Here is a 21424-nt window from a genome sequence, read left to right as displayed (position 1 = left end):
GCGACAACCTTGCCACCGCCGCCCTGTCCCTCGACTACGCTGCGCTCGCTTCGCTCGCTCCTCTACGCTCGGGATGACAAGCGATGAGCACGCTTGAGATTTGGGCCGACGTCTACAAACAGTATTGGCGCATCAACTTTCTGACCGCGCTCGAGTACCGCGCGAATTTTCTCGTGTGGTTCGGCTTCACGTTCATCTACCACGCAACGGCGCTGGCCGCGCTCTGGATCATCCTACGCGAGTTTCCGGTGATGAACGGCTGGACGTTCGGCGAAATGGCGTTTCTGTACTCGCTGTGGATGCTGGCGCACGCATTAAACAATACCCTGTTCTTGACCGTCGGCGACGTGCCCGAGCACGTCCGGGAAGGCGAGATCGACCGGCTCTTCATCCGGCCGCTCAACCCGCTCTTTCAGGTGCTCACGACGCCGCAGCAAATCTTTCCCGACGAGCTGGTGCTCGCGATCTTATTGTTTATCCTCGCCACGATCTGGTCCAATCCGATCATCGACATCTGGTTCGTCATTTTCGTACCGCTGGTCGTCATCGGCGGGGCGCTGATCGACTTCTCGATCAACCTGATGATCGCGACGTGCGCGTTTTGGTTCGTCAAAGTCGATGCGTTGCGCTGGGTCGCATTCCAGCTCGAGCAAGAGTTCACGCGCTATCCGATCTCGATCTACACGAAGGGCGTACGCCTGGTGTTGACGTTCTTGCTGCCGTACGCGTTCATGAACTACTTCCCGGCGACGTTCTTTCTCGACAAAACTGAGGACGCGTTGCACTTTCCGCCGCAGATCGGACTACTTTCACCCCTTGTGGGTCTCGCGACGTTCGCGGTTGCGTACTCCTTTTGGCGAGTGGGCCTCAACCACTACGAAAGCGTCGGCCACTGAGTTTAGCCATGCACTGGGAATTTCGCGTCGCGCCGTATTTCGAATTTGCAAAGAAAGCCTTTGCACGCGAAGCCACCTACCGGATGGAAGTCTTCACCAACATCGGCTCCCTCGTGCTGCGCGTCTATCTGATGCGCATGGTCTGGCTCGCGCTCTACGCGCAGAACGCGGCGCCGCAGGGCATCGCGCTGCACCAAATTCTGACGTACACGGTCGTCGCGCTGCTCATGTCGCTGATCCTCGAGGTCGACGGGACGCGACTCATCCGCGATCGCCTGCGCGACGGCTCGATCGCGACCGATTTCATGAAGCCGATCAGTCCGGTGCTCTTCTTCTTTAGTGACGGCGCCGGGCAAACGGCGTTGCACACGTTGCTCATCCTTCCGTCGCTGGGCTTTGCGCTGCTGATGGTGCACATCGACATACCTTCACCGCTTGCAGCGGCGACGTTCGTGCTCAGTTTCGCGATCGGCTACGTCCTCAATTTTCTGCTGAATTTCTGCATGAACTGCGTCGCGTTCTGGACGATGGAGTCGTTTGCCGTGCAACTGATCGTGCGCTGGTGCAGCGATCTGCTCAGCGGACAAATCATCCCGCTCTTGTTCTTCCCGGGCATCTTGCAAAAGATCGTCTTGGTTTTACCATTTGCGGCAATTTACTCGACGCCGCTCTTAATCTACATTGGACGAATCCCGCCGGCAGAGTACTCGGCCGCGCTCCTGTCGCAGATAGTTTGGCTTGCGGTTTTTGCGCTGCTGAGCGTCATCATTTGGAATAGAGCACAACGCCGGCTCGTCGTCCAAGGCGGCTAAAGGAGACTGGATGCCAATCGAAGAGGCGGATCTGATCGTCGTCGGCGCAGGACAGGGCGGCCGCCCGCTCGCCGTCGACTACGCGAAGGCCGGAAAACATGTCGTGCTCTTCGAGCGCAAGCATTTGGGCGGGACGTGCGTCAACGTCGGCTGCACGCCGTCCAAAGCGTTCTTAGCCTCAGCGCACAACGCGGGCCGTGCGCGCGCCGCCGGACAAATCGGCGTGCACTGTGAGATCACGCTCGACACGCGTGCGATCATGCGCCGCGTCAACGCGGTTCGCCGGGACTGGCATGACGGCGCCGAGCGCAGCCTTTCCGACGCTGGCGTGCACGTCGTGATGGGCGAGGCGCGCTTCGTCGGCGAGCGGACGCTCGAAGCCGAAGGCTACACGGCGCGCGCGCCGCTCGTCGTGCTCGACACCGGAACGAGCCCGGCTTGTCCGCCGATCGACGGCCTCAGCGAGCTGCCATACCTGACCAACGAGACGTTTTTCGATCTCGAAGACCTGCCGAAGAGCATCATCATCATCGGCGGCGGTTACGTCGGCCTCGAGCTCGGTCAGGGGATGCAGCGTCTGGGCACCGACGTCACGATTCTCGAAACCGGGCCCCGGCTGATTCCACGCGAAGACGCCGATGCAACCGAAGTCTTGGCCAAAGCGCTACGCGACGATGGCGTGGATCTGCGTATCGGCAAAAGTGCGTCGTGCGTGCGCCGCGGCGAGAAGCTGTGCGTGCGGATCGAAGGCGGCGAAGAAATCGAGACCGACGCGATTCTCGTTGCGGCGGGCAGGACGCCAAACACGGACGCACTCGACTGCGCAAAATCGGGCATCGAGCTCGACGAACGCAAGTTCGTGAAAGTCGATCAAAGTCTGCGCACGACGTGCAGCGGCGTCTACGCAATGGGCGAGGTCGCCGGTCAGCCCGCATTCACGCACGTCGCGTGGGAAGATTACCGGCGCGTCAAGGCGGTCATCGAGGGCGGGACGCGCACGCGGGACGATCGCGTTCTCGGCTACTCGACGTTCACGGAGCCGCAGCTCGGGCGCGTCGGCATGAACGAAGAGGAAGCTAAACGCAAAGGCCGCGACGTTCGCGTCGTCACGTACCAGCTTGAGGACGACGCGCGCGGAGTCGAGTGGAATCTGACGCGCGGCTTCTACCGGCTCGTCGTCGACGCGAAGAGCGAAGCGATTCTCGGCGCAACGCTGGTTGGCTACGAAGCCGGCGAGATCGTACACACAATTCTTGCTCACATGGAAGCCGGCTCGACCTGGCGCGTGCTGGAACGTTCCGTGCACATCCATCCGACCTTTAACGAGGGGCTGCCCTCGCTGGCGCGACTGCTCATATAGAGGAGCCAACCCGACACCGTTGACAGGGAAGCTGGTCGCCGCTTATACTGTGTATCACATAGTATATGCCACACAGCAACCTCGACGATATTCTCCAGGGCATGCGCCTCGAGCTGCGCCGCGGCTGTCTGACGCTAGCCGTCCTAGGCCAGTTACGTTTCGAGCACTATGGCTACACGCTTCGGAAAGCTCTGGCTGAACGAGGTCTGGATATCGACGAAGGCACGCTCTATCCGCTCATTCGCAGACTCGAAACGCAAGGTTTACTCAGCAGCGAGTGGCGCGAAGAGAACAAGCGGCGCAAGCGCTTCTATCGCCTGTCCGCGGGCGGCGAGATCATTTTACAAAAATTGCTGGACGAGCTGCGCGCAATCAACGCGTCGCTTCAGTCCATTCTTCAGGAGGCCTAAGGGTGGAACTGCTCGAGCGCTATTTATTTGAGATTCGCCGCCATCTAGACGACAGTGAGCAGCGGGATGACATCCTTGCAGAGATTTCCGACGAAGTGCAATCGCGCATCGAAGCACGCGCGGAAAAACTCGGGCGCCCTGCGACGTCCGAAGACCTTGCGCCTATTCTTGCCGATTACGGACATCCGCGGCTCGTCGCATTTCGGCATCTGCCCCAACGCTCACTCATCGGGCCACTGCTTTATCCGTTTTATATCTATACGCTCAGAATCGTGAGCCTGACGTTCGTGATTCTCGTCATGATCGGCGCCGCGCTTGCAGCGCTCGTAAGCTTGGATCCGCTGTCGAGTTTCCTGAGCGGCATCGGTTTGCTTTGGCCTGCGATTCTCTATCCGATCGCGGTCATCACCGTGATGTTTGCGATAGCCGAACGTCTCGGCGGAGACGAGACGCTCATAGAGCGTGTCGTCGCGCGTGGTTGGGATCCGGAAATGTTGCCGCGGCCCGAGACCGAACGGCTCTCGCCCGTTCATCTCTTGATCGAGGCCTTCGTTCTTATCGTTGGAGCGCTGTGGCTGCTTGGCGAGCACGCGGTCCGACAAAGCCTCGGCATCACCGCCGCCGGCGCAGTTTCGAACGGCATCGTTCTAGGCGCCGCATGGCACTGGTTTTTCGTTGCGCTCTTCTTCGCAACCGGACTGATCGTCGTCGCAGATATCCTTCTCGCGACGCGTCCGGCGCATGTGCGGGTTCGCTTCGGCGTCTTGATTGCCGCAAACGCAATTTACGTAATCGCGACGGCCGCGATCATCCCCGCAGTTCCGAACAACGTCATCCTCGGTTTTCTGGCTGCATTCGGCTTGATCTGCGTGGCACAGGTTATCACCAACGTGCGATCGCTCGCGCATCGCTCGAAAACGCCACCGCTCAACATCGCCCACGCCTAAAAGGACCAACGAGGGTCTTACTACGCTCGCACGGCAGTAGTCCATAACACCGTTCGCTTTTGGAGGGGGGATCAATGAAGAGCGTCTTGATTCGTATCAGCGTCTCCGCCGCAGTTATCGGCCTCGCATTTTATGCCGGGGTCAGCACCGGGCGGGCACAAGTGCCCAGCACCTGGGGCCCAGTGGTCATTCACACCGCTCAATTCACGGACGCCGATTTTCCGACGCCCGCACCGGGCGCGTATGCGCGCGTCAAAGTTCTGGGACGCGCGGATACGGGCGTCGTGCAGATCCAAGAGGGTGCAACCAAGAAGCACTATCACGCAAACTCCAACGAGGCACAGTTCATCCTCGAAGGTTCCGGGATGTTCTGGCTTGGCGACAAACAAGTCCATGTCGGCCCCGGCGATCTCATTATCATTCCAAAAGGCACGCCGCACGGCATGGACTCGAACTACAAAGCAATCGCATTCAAATCTCCGCCTCAGGCACCGGACGATATCCACCCAGTACCATAACGCTTTTTTCGGAGGGGATTCATGAAAGGTTTTCTGGTTCGTTTAACTGGCGTTGCCGCAGTCGCAGCAATCGCATTCTTTGCCGGCGTTAGCACCGGTCGCGCGCAAGCTCCAAGCATCGGCTGGGGACCCGCAGTCATTCACGTCGGCCAGATGACGGCTGCCGATTTTCCGCCCAAGGCCGCGAATGCAACACTCGCGGTCAAAGTCGTCGCCGTGACGGAGACCGGCGCGATCCAAATTCAAGACGGACACGTCGCCAAGCACTTTCACGCCAACGCCAATGAAGCGCAATACATCGTCGAGGGCCACGGAATGTTCTGGCTGGGCGACAAGCAGGTTCCGGTCGGCCCCGGCGATCTGATCTTGATCCCGAAAGGCACCGCGCACGGAATGATGACGGATTACAAGGCAATCGCGATCAAGTCACCACCGCAAGCTCCGGACGATATGCACGTCTTGCCGTAACCGCGATGCGGCTTCAAAGACCACAGCTACTTCGCATTCTATCGGGCGCCTTCGGGTCAACCTTCATCATAAACCGGAACCAATCGGCGTTTGCGCAGCCAACCGGTGAACCGGCGCGCGGCAAGAAAGAAGCTACGATGGAACGAGTAACCGGAATCGGCGGACTCTTCTTCCGCGCGCACGATCCCAAAGCGTTGACCAAGTGGTACGAAGAGCATCTCGGAATCACGGCCAACCCAGCGTGGGAGCAAGAAGCGGGCCCAACCGCGTTCACTCCATTTCCCGAAACGACCAAGTATTTTGGTGACCTCGAGAAACATTGGATGGTGAACTTCCGAGTCGGCGATCTCGACAAAATGGTCGCGCAGCTGCAAGCCGCCGGAATCGAGGTCAAGGTCGATCCAGAAACCTATCCCTACGGCCGCTTCGCGCGCATACACGACCCTGAAGGCAACCCCGTCGAGCTGTGGCAGCCCAAGTAATCCTTCGTGTCATCCCGAGCGTAGGCGCACCCGTTGTCATCCCGAGCGTAGGCGCACGCAGTGCGCCGTAGTCGAGGGACCGCAGAAATCATCCCACTCGCGTAGCGATCTCGAAAGGTCGCGGGCGCGATCCTGTCCTCAACCCTCTGACATCGTTGCGCAACCCGCATCGTTTGGGATCGTCCTTCGACTTCGCGTTCCTGCGGAACGCTACGCTCAGGATGACAGCGGCAGAACGCTACGCTCAGGATGACAGCGGCGGAACGCTACGCTCAGGATGACAGCGGCAGAACGCTACGCTCAGGATGACAGCGGCAGAACGCTACGCTCAGGATGACAGCGGCAGAACGCTACGCTCAGGATGACAGCGGCAGAACGCTACGCTCAGGATGACAGCTGCGGAACGCTACGCTCAGGATGACAGCGGCAGAACGCTACGCTCAGGATGACATTGGAGGCGCAATCGTCGCGTGAGGCGGCCCTTTGCGCGAAATCGCCAGCTCCCGGAAATCGAACGTGCGCCCGGTAAACCTAGGACGACAGTTTTTGCGAGTCGAGCATGACCGTTGAGCGCTGGGTTTTGATCGCGGGGTCGACGAGCGTCTTGATGCGTTTAGCGCGGCCTTCGGCCATCGGAAGCAGACCGTCCTCAACCAAGTGCTCGAGCGGGATCGCGACCGGCGCGACTTCTGACCACAGCATTTGATCGTTGGCGAGCAGCTTCACGGCGGCGGGGACGTCTTCGTCGGTGATGAGTCCGTTGGTGCCGATGATCGCAACTTCTTTGAGCGTGACGCGGCGGGCGTCGAGATTGACCCGATTTGCTGCGATGCCGACCGTGACGACGGTTCCGCCCGGTTCGACGAGCGCGATTGCCGCATCGAATCCGGCTTCGCTTCCCGTCGCTTCGAAGACGAGCGTCGGCGTAATCCCGCGCTTGGTAAGCTCGCGGCGAATCGCTTCGGTATCAGCGCCGCGCAGCGTCGCTTCCGCGCCGAGCTTGCGCGCTACGGCCAGGCGCTCGGCCGACAAGTCCACGGCGATCACGCGCGCGCCGAAATTGGAGAGCGCGTACGTCAGGAACGTTCCAATTCCACCTGCACCGATGACGAGGGCGTCTTCGTTGTCTTGCGGACGCGCGCGGCGCACCGCGTGATTGGCGACGGACATCGGCTGCGCAAGCGCGGCGACGTCCGGGCTCAGCGGTTCGGCGCGCACGAGAATGTGCGAGGGGACGCTGACGTACTCCGCGAGTCCGCCGTTCCGGTGCAAACCCACGCTCGCTTGCCAGTGACAGATGCTCGTGCGGCCCGCTCGGCATTGCGCGCAGATTCCGCACCACAGCGCCGCACCGGTGACGACGAGATCGCCGACTTTGAGGTCGGTCGCAACGTACTCGCCGATCTCTTCGACCCATCCGGAAAATTCGTGTCCGGGGATAATCGGCCCGATGTGACCCGTCATCGGATGCCGCGCGCCCAGCGGATAGAGTTTCGGACCCGCAACGAACTCGCTGGCATCGGTTCCGCAGATTCCGCATGCGTTGACGCGCACGAGAATTTCACCCTGCGCTACCGTGGGGCGTTCGACTTCTTCGATTCGTATATCTCGCGGCCCGTAATAGACCGCAGCTCGCATCCCTGCCATCGAAACGCTAGCCGTCTATTGACACGCGTTGCACACGGGATAGGTGCGCGAGTAGACCGGATGACTGAGGAACGTTTGCGGGTTGTAGGTCCAAAATTGTGACACGCTCTTGTAGGTCTTGATCACGGCATTCTCAAGCTGACCGCCGCGGTCTTCGACCCGCCGGATATAGATGTTCTGAATTGGATTCCCGTAGGAGTCGAAAACGACGGGGCCCCGGGGCGCCGATGGGAACGGCGTGTGCTTGAGGGCCTTCATTAGAGCATCGGCGTCCGAGGTGTTTCCGTTTACCGAACCGAGGGCGCGGTCAAGCAATCCTGCCGCAACGTAGGTCCCTTCGGCGTAATACGAGGGTTCGTGGCCGTACGCGGCTTGGTAGGCCTTTACGAAGGCTTGATTGGCCGGTGTCTCGAGGACCGCACTATATTGAAGCGCGGTGATGATGCCGGCCGCCGTCGGACCGGTCTCGGCGAGGGTGCTCTCGTCGGTCGTATTGCCCTGACAGATCAGCGGCATCTTCAGCCCGAACGCGCGGTACTGCCGGATGAAGGCGATCGCCGCAGAGCCTGAATAGCTACAAACGACCGCATCGACATCGCGCGGCAACGCGGAGAGATACGGCGAGTAATCCGAGGTTTGGATCGGATTCCAGATCTGCTTCGTGACCTTCCCGCCGTCTTGTTGGAACGTGTCGACGAATCCGCCGATGCTCTCCCAACCGAAGCTGAAGTCGTACGCGATCGTCGCGACGCGGCGATAGCCCAGCGTGTGATAGGCGTAGTCGGCAAGGACGTGCGTGGGCTGACTGCTCGTCCAGCCTGTGCGCACGATGTATGGCGAGGGCGTGCGCTGCGTCAGATCGTTTGACGAAACGATCGGATAAATCGTCGGAATCTTGTGCTCGTTGATGTAGGGAACGAGCGCAGCACCCGTCGCCGCGGAAAGAACGCCGAAGATCAGATCGACGTGATCTTCTTCGACGAGCTTGCGGACTTGCGTGAGCGCAACTTGCGGTTGGCCGGTGTCGTCGACGACATCGAGCTCGACTGTCCGTCCGGCGAGCATATTATTATGCTGCTTGAGGTACAGCTCGAGTCCGTCGCGCATGTAGCGCGCGGGCGCAGCGAAATTCCCCGTGACGGGGAGCTCCACTCCGATCTTAAGCGGCGGACTTGGCGCCGCCGCGAGAAGCATCAGGACGCCGCAAAGCGCGACCGCCCGCGAAATCACGAGTAGCCCTGGTACGTGTCCGAATAAACGGGCTGCTTGAGATAGTCGGCGGGCTTCCAGGTCCAGAACTGCGAGACGTTCGGATAGACTTTCTCGACGACGTTCCACGTCTTCGCGTATTTGGCAGCCGCGCCGGTCGTCGCGACGACCTTGCGGATGTAGACGTTTTGCACCGGGCAGCCGTAGCTGTCGAGATGCATCGGACCCAGAATCGAATCGCTGAGCGATACGCGCCGAACGGCGCCAAGGAAGTTGCCGGCTTCGGAAACATCGCCGTTGACCTTCTCGATGGCTCCTGCGATCCAACCCGCCGCGGTGTAAAAGCCCGCGGCCATATACGACGGCAGCACGCCTTGCGCTTCGCCGTACTTGAGGACGAAGTCGCGCGTCATCTTGTCATCGCGGCCTTCGGCGTAGTGCGCGAAGCCCATCGTGCCTTCGACGACTTCGGGGTTCATCGAGCGGACGTTGGATTGATCGATCAACGTCTCGTTGGCGATCAACGCCACTTTGTTCTTCAGGCCGAACGAGCTCCATTGCTCGAGGAAGTGGACAGCGTCCGCGCCGACTTCGCAGACGAACACGACGTCGGGGTTGAGCGACTGCACTTGCGAGAGATACGGGCTGAAATCGGTTGTACCGTTGGGCGGCCACAGCTGCTTGAGAATCTTGCCGCCATGCTGCGTGAACGTCTGACAGAAACCGCCAGCGTTCTCGAATCCGAACGCGTATGCGCTCGCGATCGTCATCGCTTTACGATGACCTTGCTCGTATGCCCACACGCCGGCCGGATGCGTCGTCAAGCTCGAACTCCAGCCCGCAACTTTGACGATGTACGGACTTGCGGTGCGTTGCGAAAGATCGTCCGCCGAGACCGTTGGTAAGAACATCGGAATCCGGTGCTGCACGAGATACGGCGCAACGGCGAGTCCTTCGTTGGCAAGATACGGACCGAGAACCATCTGCGCGCCATCGGCTTCGACCGCGCGCTGCACCATTGTGTGCGCGGTTTGCGGATTCGAGCCGGTATCGTACGCGGTCGTGATGACCTGCGTGTCGCCGGTTCGGTTATCGTGCTGTTTCCACCACAGAGTCCACGCATTGACCATGTCGTGTCCCGCAGCCGCAGCGAAACCCGTTTGCGGAGCGAGCAACGCGACTTTGACCGTCTTGGACGCAGCGCGTGCCGCGCGCATTCCGGTTGACGAAAGTGCGATTGCAGCAGGAGCACCGACCAGTAGATCCCGTCTCTTCACGTTGTCTCTCTCTCCTCAAACACCGAGATATTTGGTTCGAAGCGCTTCGTCGTTGCGAAGCTCGTCGGGACTTCCCTCATAGACGACTTGTCCCTTACTGACGATGTAGGCGGTATCGGCGACGGACAGCGCCAGCGGGAGGTTCTGCTCGACTAGCACGATAGCGAGGCCCGTTTCCTTCAAGCGCCCGAGTGTTTCGCCGAGTCCGCGGACGATCAGGGGCGCGAGGCCCTCCGAGGGCTCGTCCATCAAGAGCAGCGTCGGGTTGGACATCAGCGCGCGGCCGATTGCGAGCATTTGTTGCTCGCCGCCGCTCAGCTGGCCGCCGTAATTCGAGCGGCGATCCTTGAGCTGCGGAAACAGCTCGAAGACCGTATCGAGATTCCAGCGGCCGGAGCGCGTTCCGGTGGCGCCGATCTGCAAATTCTCTAGCACGTTCAGCGATGGAAAGACCCGGCGCCCTTGCGGCACGAGACCGATCCCGCGGCGGGCAATATGGTGCGAGGGGAGCCGTTCGATTTGCTCGCCGGCAAAGCGGATCGAGCCGCGGCGCGGCGGTGTGAACCCGATGATCGAACGCATCAGCGTCGTCTTCCCGACGCCGTTACGCCCGAGAATCCCGGTCACCGCGCCGGCTTGCGCCTGCAACGTGATCCCTTGCAAGATGTGGCTGTGCTCGTAGTATGTGTGGACGTCGTCGACCTCGAGCATGGCCTGTCCCGAGCTCTGTCGAGGGGCGCTCATAGCTTGCCGCCCAGATATATCTCTTGCACGTTGGCGTCGGCACGAATCTCTTCGAGCGTTCCGTCGGCGATAACTCGGCCGTAGTGCAAGACCGTCAGACGTTCGACGACGTCGAACACGACGCTCATGTCGTGCTCGATGAGTACCATCGTCATCCCGCTCTTATCGCGCTTGAGCATCTCGGTGACGAGTGATGCGTCGCTCTGCGGAAGTCCGGCCGTCGGCTCGTCGAGCAAGAGCAATTTCGGACGCTGCCCAATCGCCATCAAGATCTCAACCTGACGCTTCTCACCGTATCCGAGCGAGTCAACGACGAGATCGGCGCGCGCCTCGAGTCCGACGCGTGCGAGCAGCTCGAGCGCCTGATCGTGACGCTCGCGAAAGCGGCTGCGCGGCAGAATACATTGGAAACGATCGCTGGAACCCGCCTGCAGCGCGAGAACGATATTCTCGACGACCGACAACTTCGGGAAGAGAGTCGTCGTCTGGAACGTGCGCGAAAGACCCATGCGCGCGCGGCGATGCGCCGGCATGCGGCTAACGTCGCGCCCAAGCAGCTGCACCGAGCCGCTCGTTAGCGGCAATTCACCGGAGATGATATTGAAGAGCGTCGACTTGCCGGCGCCGTTCGGCCCGATGATTCCGCGCCGCTCCCCGGCTGCAACGGTGAAACAAACGTCTTCGAGAACGCGCAAGTTGCCGAAGCGTTTGTGGACGTTCTTCAGCGCCAGACACTCGCTCAAGATTCGTCTCCCGTTACGCCCAGCAGCTGATTCTCGATCAGCGGTGCGGCCGCGCGCTTCCCTTGTATGCGGCGCACGATGCGCTTTCCGAGCCCCATCAAGCCGTCGGGCGCGTACATGACGATGATGAAGTAAATCGCGCCCAACACCAACTCCCAGCGCTGCGTGACCGCCGAAAGACCGTTGCTGAGAAAGACGACGATTGCCGCGCCGAGGATTTGACCGTACAGCGTTCCGATGCCGCCGAGAATCACGATGATCAAGAGCTGCGTCGAAAGCGTGAGATCGAGATCGCCCGGCCCGACGAACTGGTTGTACCACGCGAAGAGCACGCCCGCGACACCGGCGATTCCGCCTGCGATCAACATCGCGAGATAGCGATACAGCCACACGTTGTAGCCGAGCGCGCGCATGCGGCGCGGCGTCTCACGCACGCCGCGCAACACGAGACCAAACGGCGAGCGCGTGATCGCGACGAGCAGCGCCAACATCAGCACCAAAAACGCGAGGCAGACGTAATAGAATCCCGCATTGCCGGAGACGTCGAACGGCCCAACCTTGGGGCGGATGAATCCGGTGATGCCGTTGTCGCCGCCGCTCATTGAGACCCACTGATACGCAAGTCCCCACATGATCTGGTTGAGTGCGATCGTGATGATGATGAAGCCCACGCCCTCGGCGCGCAGCGCGACGAGACCGAAGATCGCGGCGACAAACGCGCCGGCCAGCAAACCGATCAGGATGCCCGTCAGGAAATCCGTGTGCGCGTAACGTGTCGCGGCAATCGCAACTCCATAAGCGCCGGCTCCGAAGAATGCGCTCTGCGCAAAGCTGACGAGCCCGGTGAATCCGACCAGCAGATCCAAGCTCATCGCGACGATCGCGTAGATCCACGTCTGCGTCAGAAGCGAAACGTAGAACGGCGGGACTCCGGCCCGCGGCAAGACGAGCACGACCGCCAGTCCGATCGCGGCGATTGCAACCCACTTCCATGAGCCGCGTGCGATCATTGCGTCCGGCCGAAAAGTCCACCCGGTCGCAGCGCCATGATCAGCGCGACCGGCACGAAGATCGTGAAGTACGAGAATTCAGGAAAGAGCGCTTTACCGAAGGCATTCACGAGACCGATCAACATGCTGCCGACGAGGGCGCCCGAAAGACTGCCCATTCCACCGACGATGACGACTGCAAACGCCAGCGGCGTCAGTTCGCCGTCGAGTCCGGGATATGCGGCCGTGATCGGACCGCCGAGCAGTCCACCCAAACCGGCGAGCAGCGCGCCGGCCGTAAACACAACATAGAACGCGCGGTTGACGTCGACGCCGAGGCCGCGCGTCATCTCTTCGTCATCGACGGCTGCGCGGATGATCATGCCGAGCTTCGTGCGTTGCATGAACACGAAGAGCACCGCCGCGATCCCAAGGCTCACGAAAATCAGTGCAAGCCAATACGACGGAAACACGAGACGGCCGAATTGCAGCGACGCCGATAGTTCGTGCGGCGGTGAGATCGAATGGGGATCGCCGCCCCAAATCGCGAGCACGGAATCGTCGAGCATCAGCGTGAAGCCAAGCGTCAGGAGCAGCGACGTGAGATGGTCGGCGTGATAGCGGTGCAGGAACAGACTGTACAGCGCGAAGCCCAAGAGCGCGGTCGCAACGCCACCGGCGAGACCCGACAACCAGAAATTGAAATGGTGCGTGATCAGCGTCAATCCGACGTACGCGCCGATCAGATAGAATGCGGTTTGCGCCAAGTTGATGATACGCATCAAACCGAAGATCAGCGTGAAGCCGGACGCGATCAAAAACAGCAAGCTTCCGTAGGCGAGCCCACCTAGCAAATTCTGGACGTAGAATGCTGCGCCCATCGTTTACTCCACGAGTCCGGCGCGTTCGCGCAGCACGGATACGATCGCGGCCGTGTCTTGCTTGCCGCGGCCATCCGAGATCGCGCCTGCATAATATGGCAGACTTGCCGAGAACAGCGGCGTCGGGCAATCCAGCGACTTCGCAAACGCGTCGATGATCTCGAGATCCTTTTGATAAACTTCGAGGCGCATCGTCGCGGGCTCGTACGTGTGCGCAGCCATCATCGGACCCCGCACCTGGAACATGCGCGAGCTTGCGGCGCTCTCGCCGAGCATGTCGAGCAGCATCTTGCCGTCGATTCCGGCTTTTTCCGCGAGCACCATCGCTTCGGCGGTCGAGAGATTGTGGATCGTCACGAGAAGATTCGCAATGTACTTCAATTTCGAACCCTTCCCGAACTCGCCAACGTAGCGCACGTCGCGCGCGAGCGCATCGAGCGCCGCGCGCGCTTTCTCGAAGGCTCCGCGGTCGCCGCTTGCAAACACGACGAGATCACGCGTCGCGGCTTGCGAACCCGTTCCGCTCACCGGCGTATCGAGCACGGTGGCGCCGTGTCCCAAGAGACGTTCTTTGACGTTGCGCTTGAGCTCGAGCGGAAACGTCCCCATGTCGAGGATGACGCTCCCGGCGCTCACGCCGTTCGCGACGCCATCGGCTCCGAAGAGCGCGGCTTCGACGGCATTCGCCGACGCAAGCGCAACGACGATGACGTCCGAGTTCGCAGCAACGCCTTTGGCCGAGACCGCGGGATTGCCGCCGCGCTGCTTATAGCGTTCGAGCGCAGCCGGGTCGACGTCGTAGGCCGTCGTCGGAAAGCCCGCGTCGATAAGATGACCGGCGTACGCCGATCCCATGATTCCAAGCCCGATCAGACCCACCCGTAGAATCATCCCCAGGATTGCACCTCACCTCGGACTTCATCCTCGCAGGGGTAATACCGAAACGCTACCTTCGTTGCCGTCGACGCCAAGCAAGAAATTATCCGCGCCGCTTTCGACGAGGTCATCAAGACGGCACCGCATCACCGTAGGCACGGCGAGCGAGCGGGCGATCTCCATCAAATGCGCCCCCGCGCCGCCGCCGATCGTCACCAGCCCCGCGGCGTTCCAGAGCAGCGGTGCGAACGTGTTCAGCGGCTGTTTGACGATGAGCACGCGACGATCGAATTCCGCCGGCGCAGCTTCGGGGACTTCAACGTAACGGGCGCGCCCCGCACCGATCCCTTCGATGACCGATGCGGCGGGACGGCGCTCACCGTAGGCGTGCGCGGTAGCAAAAAGAAACGGCTCCCATCGATCGCGCCCCGGCGTTGCCGCGCCGTGCTCGGCGGCTCGCAAGAGCGCGACGAGTCGCGCGACTTGCTTTCGATCGATCTGGACGCCGCGCACGATCCGTTCCAACAGCGCTTCGCCCGCATTGCCGCTGCGCACGGCTTCAACGGCTTGCACGGCGGTGCGATAGGCACGTTCGCCGGGCAGGTTCCAGGCGTGCGCGACGATCCGGCGCGCAAGAATGCGCGCATCTTCGCGTGCTTCTGCGGGTGCGATCTTGACGCGCTCGACGTCTTCCGGAATCGCGTCGTCTCCGACCAGAATCGCCCAGGGCAAAATGACTTCTTCACCAAGCCAGCCCGGGAAACGCCGCACGAGCTGCGCGAGGCGGATTGCAGCGACTGCTTGCGGACTCTCCCTCGATGCGGCGGGCAGCGCGACTGCGGTTGATTGCGCGATTGCTGCAGTGCGCTTGCACTGCAAGAGCACGACGCCGAATTTCGGCGCGTAGCCCCACTCAATCAGATCCTCATCAAGAAGTTTGCGCGAACGGCGCGTCAGATCCGCAACGTCGACCAGCGGCTGTCCGCCGATGACGCGCGTTCCCGTTACGGGAACCGTGCTTTTCGCATCGACGAGAATTTCTTCGCCCGCTACCCAACCCGTCATCAGTTCGGCCGGCGAACCGCTCGTCGCCGTAACGTGCACGAAGTCGTCGGCGCTGGCGCGCGCGGCGCCGCCGGCTTCGAAATCGATCATCGGTTGGATCAGAACGGCGAGACGGAGCGTCGCGGGATCGATGCCTTCGTTCTCACATCGTTCGAGCACGTCGCGCGAATAGACCGACGCCCAACAGCCGCGTACGGCGACCTCGATCTGTTCGGGCGTAATGTTCATGTACGACGTGAACGCGCCCGCCCAGCGCCCCTCGCCTTCGAGCGGACTCGACGAGCGAACGACGAGCGTGGCGCCGAGCGAAGGAACACGCGCGCGCAGCTCCGCGAGCAAGTCCGCATCCAGCGGCGCTTCCATGACGGCGAGGCGCGCCGCACCCGGACCGCCTTCTGCATGCGCGCGCGCCGCAAGCTCGAGCGGCCGGCTCGAACATTCGGCGGGGACGACGAGACCCGGAAGTGCGGGAAGGCCGAGGCGGCGTGCGTGTCCGAGCGTCGCCGCCTTCGCACCGACGACTGGAGGCGAAAGCGGCGCATCGAGATCGACGCAGATCTCAGCCAGCCAGCGTTATCTCGTGAACCGGGAAGGTCGTGATCATCTCGTAGCCGTTGTCGGTTACGATCAGCATCTCTTCGATCCGCACGCCGTATTTGTGCACGACGCCGTGCTGCGTCTCCAGAGCGAAGACCATACCCGGCTCGATCACTTGCGGAAAGTCGAGCGACCAGATGCGCGAGATCACCGGCATGTCGTATTGCGCGAGACCGAGGCCATGGCCCCACAGGTTTGCCGCTGCCATGTCCTCGCTCTCGTAGCCCCAAGCTTCTTTTGCCGACGGCCACTTTGACGCGATGTCGCGCGTGGTTGCACCGGGCTTCACTTGATGAATCGCGTCATAGCACCACTTGAGCGCGGTCTCGTAGGTGCGCTTCATCTCGTCGGTTGGTTTTCCACCGACGCAATACGTGCGGTAGTAGCACGACTTGAATCCGTTCCAGGTGAGCGCGGCAAGATCGATGATGACGAGCTCGCCCGGCAGAATGATGCGATCCGAGAAATTGCGCCAATTCGGCCACGCATTCGGACCGGATGACACTATGATGTCTTCGACGTCTTCCATCCCCGGAATGTCGTAGAGATACTTCATTCCGAAGGCGGTGACTTGATTCTCGGTGAGTCCCGGCTTGAGCATGTGCTGGAACTCGTAGTGCATGCAGTCGCCAATCGCGCCGACGATACGCATCGCTTCTTGTTCGTCGACGTTCTTGACCGCACGCGCTTGCTGCATCGGCGTCATGCCGTCCGTCCACTTGAGGCCGGCTTTTTCAAACGCTTTGATCATGTTGATGTCGATGAAGTCGACGCCGAGCGGTTTTCCGCGCACGCCTGCTTCTTCGAGATCGCGCACGATCGCGTCGGTGAACTTCTTGACTTGCTGCTCGGAAGCAGGGCCGGCTGCGCCCTTGATCCACGAGTACGAGAAGCGAACGTTTTCGGGCTTGAGCCACGGTGCATGACGCTTGATGTGGATCCCGATGTCGCCCTGCTCGTACAGGATCGGCTCTCTGCCTTCGATCAGAATCGCGTACTTCAGGCCGGGCTTGAGGCGATTCCAGCCGGGCGTGAGCGTCGAGGTCAGATAACGTACGTTTTCGTCGTACATGCAGAGCATCGCACCGAGCTCATGCTTGCGCATCATCTCGCGGGCGCGTTGGAGTCGATATTCGCGCATCCGCTGCCAATTGATACGCTCTTGCCAGTCCATCCCGACGGAACCGAAAGACGCCATTAGCCACCCTTTCTTAGCGAGGCAGGCCCCTTACAAGACGAAGCTTGATTTACCTACGTGCTTCGAATCTTCGTCACCCAGCCGCTTTTGGGAAACGCGATCGAACGACTGCGTGCGGTCGGAACGGTCGAGGTTAATCCCGACTCGCGTACGATTCTGCCGAAAGCGCAGTTGATCGAGGCCGTGCGGGGGTGCGATATTCTTTGCTGTTTGTTGCACGACCGCGTCGACTCTGAAGTCATCGACGCCGCGCCGTCGCTCGTGATGATCTCGGATGGCGCCATCAATCCGACCAACGTCAACGTTACGCGAGCGCGAGAACGCGGCATTGTGGTTGCAAACATTCCGAACATCGTGGCCGAGACGACGGCGGATATGCAGTGGGCGCTGCTGCTCGCCGTCGCCCGACGCGTCGTCGAAGCCGATCGTGCGCTGCGCAGCGGACTCTTTCCGGGAGGACAGTCGCTGCACTTCGCGGGCGCGACCGTCGCGGGCAAAACGTTCGGCTCGATCGGCTACGGCGCCATCGGCCGCTTCAGCGCCAAACGCGCGCACGGCTTCGGGATGCGCGTGCTCTACTCGAAACCGCGACGGCTCTCGGCGGACGAAGAGGCTGCGGACGGCATCGAATACCGCAGCCTGGACGACCTACTGCGCGAGAGCGACTTTGTCGCGATCAATGCGGCGTACGGCCCCGAAACGCATCACCTGATCGGCGCGCGTGAGCTCGCTTTGATGAAGCCGGGAGCCTATATCATCAATACCTCACGGGGGCTCATCATCGACGAATCTGCGCTCGTACGGGCGCTCGTTGAGGGGAAAGTCGCCGGCGCCGGCCTTGATGTATTCGAAAACGAGCCCAGCGTGCATCCGGATTTGTTGCACTTCGACAACGTCGTGCTGACGCCGCACCTTGGCAGCGCAAGCGTCGATACGCGCATCGCAATTGCGGATTGCATCGCTGACAATGTGCTTGCATTCATGAATTCCCAGCAAAAATTACAGTGACTTCTAGTCTCCCAGAAATCAAAAATGATTGCGGCTACGCCCTTGGTGGGATAATATGGAAGCAATGATTACTTTCCCACGACGTGCGCTCGCTGCCCCGCTGCTGGCGTTCGCCGTAACCGCCCTCGGCATGTTCGCGCCGCATGCTGCGCTCGCGCAACAAACTGAGCAGCCGCTTCCGAGCTATGCTAAGCCGGGCTACGCGACGACGGAACAGACGATTCATGGACGTGTGACGGTCGTGAACGGCACGTACATGGAGATCTCCGACAGTAACGGCTACGTTGACCGGATTCAGCTGCACCAAGGCACGATCATCAATCCGACCGGAATTCGTCTCGCACCCGGCATGTCGGTGACGATCATGGGCCACAACCAGGGCCATCTGTTTCTCGCCAACGAGATCGACACGCCGTACCAGTACGACGGACCCTACGCTTACGGTCCCTACCCGTACTATCCGTATCCCTACTACGGTCCGAGCTTCTCTCTCGGAGTCGGCTTCGGCGGCTACCACCACTGGCGATAAGCTAACGCGCCTCTTGTCATCCCGAGCGTAGGCGCTCTCTTGTCATCCCGAGCGTAGGCGCGCAGCGCCGTAGTCGAGGGACAGCGACAAGGTTGAAGATTTAGGCGGTCCCTCGACTACGCGCCTTCGGCGCTACGCTCGGGATGACACGCGATCGGGGCCACGACTATAGCGTGTCAAGTTCGCCCACTCACGTTGGGCGAAGGCGCGCTTTTTCTTATGGCTCCAGGACTTCAGTTTCTTCTCGAAAGCGATCGCTTCGTTCACCCACTCGAACTCGCCGACATAGACGAGTCGCAACGGCCGTCGCATGAACGTGTAGCACGTCTCGAAGGCACCTTCCTGATGTTGATAAAGCCGGCGTTCGATCTCGCCCGAAACGCCGACGTAGAACGTGCCGTCAAAACACTGCAGCATGTAGACGTAGTAAGTCTTCATGCCGCTCCATCGCGGCAGTCGCTCTTGGCAACAAGCCCTTTTTCATCCCGAGCGCAGGTGCTCTCTTGTCATCCCGAGCGTAGGGTGCTCTCTTGTCATCCCGAGCGCAGGCGCTCTCTTGTCATCCCGAGCGTAGGTGCTCTCTTGTCATCCCGAGCGTAGGCGCTCTCTTGTCATCCCGAGCGTAGGTGCGCAGCGCCGTAGTCGAGGGACCGCGACAAGGTTGAAGATTTAGGCGGTCCCTCGACTACGCGCCTTCGGCGCTACGCTCGGGATGACAATGGGGAGCAAGCCTGAGCGGCCTGTGCTGTGGGGGCTCGGCCCCCCAAATCGCGAAGCTGCTATTCATGCGCTTGGCCCTAATCGTGTCGCTGAGAAATATACCAATCCAAAATCTCGCTGCCGGACATGAATACGACGCCGGGCTTCAGTTGCATATAGCGGATCAACTCTTCGAGAAAACCGATGCGATGCGGAACGCCGATGATCCACGGATGGAACGCAATCGCCATGACCTTCGCGCCGCGACCGCTCTCACGATAGAGCCGATCGAACTGGCGTTTCCCGCGTTCGAGCAAGATCTCGTCGGGACGGTTCTGTAGCCCGTAGAGCACGATGTCGTTCATCTCGATCGGATACGGAATTGCGATCAACCGTCCGCGTTTGACGCTGATCTCGTAGGGCACGTCATCCGCCGGACCCCAATCGCAGCAATACTCGACGCCTTCTTTGACGAGGACGTCCGCGGTTTTCGTCGTCTCGACAAGTCCAGGTCCGAGCCAACCACGCGGGCGTTTTCCGGTCGCTTCCTGGAGGACGTCGAGCGTCGCGCGAATCGTATCGCGTTCATCGGCGACCGTCGACATCGCACGCTGCTCGAAACCGTGCCCCATCATCTCCCACTCGTCGCGCACGGCTCGCTCGACGACTTGCGGGTACTCCGAGCAGACAAGGCCGTTGATCGCAAGCGTAACGTGGCCTCGCGCCGGTTCGAGCACTTCGAACACGCGATAGATCCCGACGCGCATTCCATACTCGAACCACGCAAAGTTCGGGACGTCGGGAATTGGTTCAGCGCCTTGCGGCGCGGTGAGAACCTGGCGCGGAAGCTTCGCATCGTAACGCCACGCCTCGACGTTGACGATCAGGTGGATTGCAAGCCGCGCGCCACCCGGCAGCTCGAGGCGCGGCTGATCCGGCGCGGACACGTACGGGGCGCGCCCGTGAATCACGATTTGGCGAGCGGCATGCTGCGCGAGAGAAACGAGCGCGCGTTATCGCCGATGATTGCGTCACGGTCGCTTTGGCTCAGCCCCGGAATCTTCTCGACGAGCGCGCGCGGATCGTCGATACCCATATCGAACGGCCGGTCCGTTCCAACCACGACGTGTTTGGCACTGACGCGGTCGACGAGATACTTCAGCATTGCGTCATCGTGCGTGATCGTGTCGAAGTACAGCTGCCTGAGGTAGGTGCTCGGCGGCTTCGGCAGCGATTTCGTTTCAGGCCGAACGCGATGGCCGTGATCGAGACGCCCGATGATGTACGGGATCGTCCCGCCGCCGTGCGCGAGGATCATGTTGAGTTTCGGAAAGCGCTCGAAGACGCCCGCGAAAATCATGCGCGCCGCAAAAAGCGCCGTCTCGGACGGATTGCCGAAGAGATTGTGAAGGTAGAATTGCGCCGTGCGTTCGGACGCAAGCTCGTGCTGCGGATGCACGAAAAGCGGGACGTCGAGATCGCAACAGGCTTGCCAGAATACATCGAGCGCCGGATCGTCCATCGGCTTGCCCGCGACGCTCGTCCCGATCTCCGCGCCCCAGAAGCCGAGATCTTCGACTGCGCGCTTGAGCTCCGCGACCGCGTCGTTCGGCGACTGCAGCGGTACGGTCGCAAAACCGGCAAAACGCTCCGGCGATTTCTTGATCGTCGCGGCGATTGCGTCGTTGCCGGAGCGGCAGATCGCAAGACCCGTCTGCGCGTCAGGCTTGTAGCCGAACCAGAACGGCGGCAAACAAATGATCTGCTTGTCGATACGCTGCTTCTCCGCCAGCGCGGTGCGCTCTTCGATGTTGTACAGCAGCGAAAAATCGGGAAGACGCGCTTTATCACGATTGTATCCGGTGAGCGCGTCGCCGACCATGATGTAGCCTTCCTCCCGGTGCATCTCGATGAAGCCGCGTTTGCTCATCTCCGCGGTGAACGCTTCGGGTAGAAAATGCGCGTGGCAATCTATGCAAATCGACATTTAGGCGGTCCTTCGACTCCGTTCGCTGCGCTCACTACGCTCAGGATGACATGGTGGCAACACTCTATCAGATGGCAACACT

General features: G+C 61.0%; 23 protein-coding genes. 10 read left to right on the top strand and 13 right to left on the bottom strand.

Annotated elements, in window-relative coordinates; all coding sequences use genetic code 11:
- The first annotated feature begins 83 nt into the window (after positions 1 to 83).
- The 8 genes from VGG22_12825 (at position 84) to VGG22_12790 (ending at position 5893) form a co-directional block, all read left to right on the top strand.
- Complete coding sequence (locus tag VGG22_12825) at positions 84 to 896, top strand: ABC-2 family transporter protein (GenBank protein HEY1729254.1); 813 nt, start codon at positions 84 to 86, stop codon at positions 894 to 896.
- A gap of 8 nt (positions 897 to 904) precedes the next feature.
- Positions 905 to 1708 (top strand): ABC-2 family transporter protein, encoded by an 804-nt coding sequence (locus VGG22_12820; protein HEY1729253.1) that lies wholly within the window; start codon positions 905 to 907, stop codon positions 1706 to 1708.
- A 10-nt stretch (positions 1709 to 1718) separates the two neighbouring features.
- Complete coding sequence (locus VGG22_12815) at positions 1719 to 3068, top strand: FAD-dependent oxidoreductase (GenBank protein ID HEY1729252.1); 1350 nt, start codon at positions 1719 to 1721, stop codon at positions 3066 to 3068.
- A 65-nt stretch (positions 3069 to 3133) separates the two neighbouring features.
- Positions 3134 to 3478 (top strand): PadR family transcriptional regulator, encoded by a 345-nt coding sequence (locus VGG22_12810; GenBank protein ID HEY1729251.1) that lies wholly within the window; start codon positions 3134 to 3136, stop codon positions 3476 to 3478.
- A gap of 2 nt (positions 3479 to 3480) precedes the next feature.
- Positions 3481 to 4425 carry a hypothetical protein gene (locus tag VGG22_12805; protein HEY1729250.1) on the top strand — a complete coding sequence of 315 codons (945 nt, stop codon included), beginning with the start codon at positions 3481 to 3483 and terminating at the stop codon, positions 4423 to 4425.
- A 74-nt stretch (positions 4426 to 4499) separates the two neighbouring features.
- Positions 4500 to 4943, top strand: a complete 444-nt coding sequence (locus VGG22_12800) for a cupin domain-containing protein (GenBank protein HEY1729249.1) — start codon at positions 4500 to 4502, stop codon at positions 4941 to 4943.
- A 21-nt stretch (positions 4944 to 4964) separates the two neighbouring features.
- Positions 4965 to 5411, top strand: a complete 447-nt coding sequence (locus VGG22_12795) for a cupin domain-containing protein (GenBank protein HEY1729248.1) — start codon at positions 4965 to 4967, stop codon at positions 5409 to 5411.
- A gap of 137 nt (positions 5412 to 5548) precedes the next feature.
- A complete protein-coding gene (locus VGG22_12790; GenBank protein HEY1729247.1) occupies positions 5549 to 5893 on the top strand; it encodes a VOC family protein in 345 nt (114 codons plus the stop codon).
- Between the two features lie 531 nt (positions 5894 to 6424).
- On the opposite strand, the gene VGG22_12785 is transcribed toward VGG22_12790, so the two are convergent.
- From VGG22_12785 to VGG22_12740, 10 genes are read right to left on the bottom strand one after another with little or no spacing between them, the layout of a single operon-like run.
- Positions 6425 to 7531, bottom strand: coding sequence for an alcohol dehydrogenase catalytic domain-containing protein (locus VGG22_12785; protein ID HEY1729246.1), 1107 nt, complete (start codon positions 7529 to 7531; stop codon positions 6425 to 6427).
- 24 nt (positions 7532 to 7555) lie between these two features.
- Complete coding sequence (locus VGG22_12780) at positions 7556 to 8770, bottom strand: ABC transporter substrate-binding protein (GenBank protein ID HEY1729245.1); 1215 nt, start codon at positions 8768 to 8770, stop codon at positions 7556 to 7558.
- Positions 8767 to 10026 carry an ABC transporter substrate-binding protein gene (locus VGG22_12775; GenBank protein HEY1729244.1) on the bottom strand — a complete coding sequence of 420 codons (1260 nt, stop codon included), beginning with the start codon at positions 10024 to 10026 and terminating at the stop codon, positions 8767 to 8769. The genes VGG22_12780 and VGG22_12775 overlap by 4 nt, the downstream gene beginning before the upstream one ends.
- 15 nt (positions 10027 to 10041) lie before the next feature.
- Positions 10042 to 10770 (bottom strand): ABC transporter ATP-binding protein, encoded by a 729-nt coding sequence (locus tag VGG22_12770; GenBank protein ID HEY1729243.1) that lies wholly within the window; start codon positions 10768 to 10770, stop codon positions 10042 to 10044.
- Positions 10767 to 11513, bottom strand: a complete 747-nt coding sequence (locus tag VGG22_12765; protein HEY1729242.1) for an ABC transporter ATP-binding protein — start codon at positions 11511 to 11513, stop codon at positions 10767 to 10769. The genes VGG22_12770 and VGG22_12765 overlap by 4 nt, the downstream gene beginning before the upstream one ends.
- On the bottom strand, positions 11510 to 12523 hold the full coding sequence (locus VGG22_12760; protein ID HEY1729241.1) for a branched-chain amino acid ABC transporter permease: 1014 nt from the start codon (positions 12521 to 12523) through the stop codon (positions 11510 to 11512). Before VGG22_12760 ends, VGG22_12765 begins: the two co-directional genes overlap by 4 nt.
- Positions 12520 to 13383, bottom strand: a complete 864-nt coding sequence (locus VGG22_12755) for a branched-chain amino acid ABC transporter permease (GenBank protein HEY1729240.1) — start codon at positions 13381 to 13383, stop codon at positions 12520 to 12522. Before VGG22_12755 ends, VGG22_12760 begins: the two co-directional genes overlap by 4 nt.
- A 3-nt stretch (positions 13384 to 13386) precedes the next feature.
- Complete coding sequence (locus VGG22_12750; GenBank protein HEY1729239.1) at positions 13387 to 14274, bottom strand: NAD(P)-dependent oxidoreductase; 888 nt, start codon at positions 14272 to 14274, stop codon at positions 13387 to 13389.
- A 27-nt stretch (positions 14275 to 14301) separates the two neighbouring features.
- Entirely contained in the window at positions 14302 to 15882 is a 1581-nt protein-coding gene (locus VGG22_12745) for a PEP/pyruvate-binding domain-containing protein (GenBank protein ID HEY1729238.1), read from the bottom strand.
- Position 15883: 1 nt separating this feature from the next.
- Positions 15884 to 17119, bottom strand: a complete 1236-nt coding sequence (locus VGG22_12740) for a Xaa-Pro peptidase family protein (GenBank protein ID HEY1729237.1) — start codon at positions 17117 to 17119, stop codon at positions 15884 to 15886.
- Positions 17120 to 17176: 57 nt separating this feature from the next.
- Between VGG22_12740 and VGG22_12735 the strand changes: the two genes are divergently transcribed.
- Together VGG22_12735 and VGG22_12730 are read left to right on the top strand one after the other, a co-directional pair.
- The gene (locus VGG22_12735) at positions 17177 to 18127 is read left to right on the top strand and encodes a D-glycerate dehydrogenase (protein ID HEY1729236.1); all 951 of its coding nucleotides are present in this window, start codon (positions 17177 to 17179) and stop codon (positions 18125 to 18127) included.
- Positions 18128 to 18191: 64 nt separating this feature from the next.
- Positions 18192 to 18656: a hypothetical protein gene (locus VGG22_12730; protein ID HEY1729235.1), complete on the top strand. Its 465-nt coding sequence runs from the start codon at positions 18192 to 18194 to the stop codon at positions 18654 to 18656.
- 132 nt (positions 18657 to 18788) lie between these two features.
- Here the strand turns inward: VGG22_12730 and VGG22_12725 are convergent, their stop codons facing one another.
- The 3 genes from VGG22_12725 to VGG22_12715 all read right to left on the bottom strand — a co-directional run bounded on the left by VGG22_12725 (position 18789) and on the right by VGG22_12715 (position 21342).
- Positions 18789 to 19094, bottom strand: a complete 306-nt coding sequence (locus VGG22_12725) for a GIY-YIG nuclease family protein (protein HEY1729234.1) — start codon at positions 19092 to 19094, stop codon at positions 18789 to 18791.
- Between the two features lie 359 nt (positions 19095 to 19453).
- Positions 19454 to 20326 (bottom strand): polysaccharide deacetylase family protein, encoded by an 873-nt coding sequence (locus VGG22_12720; GenBank protein ID HEY1729233.1) that lies wholly within the window; start codon positions 20324 to 20326, stop codon positions 19454 to 19456.
- Entirely contained in the window at positions 20323 to 21342 is a 1020-nt protein-coding gene (locus VGG22_12715; protein ID HEY1729232.1) for an amidohydrolase family protein, read from the bottom strand. Before VGG22_12715 ends, VGG22_12720 begins: the two co-directional genes overlap by 4 nt.
- Positions 21343 to 21424 lie beyond the last annotated feature (82 nt).

This window comes from Candidatus Baltobacteraceae bacterium, assembly GCA_036489885.1.
Taxonomy (GTDB): domain Bacteria; phylum Vulcanimicrobiota; class Vulcanimicrobiia; order Vulcanimicrobiales; family Vulcanimicrobiaceae; genus JAFAMS01.
The sequence above is the reverse complement of the archived record's forward strand: the minus strand, read 5'-3'. Positions and strand labels throughout refer to the sequence as shown.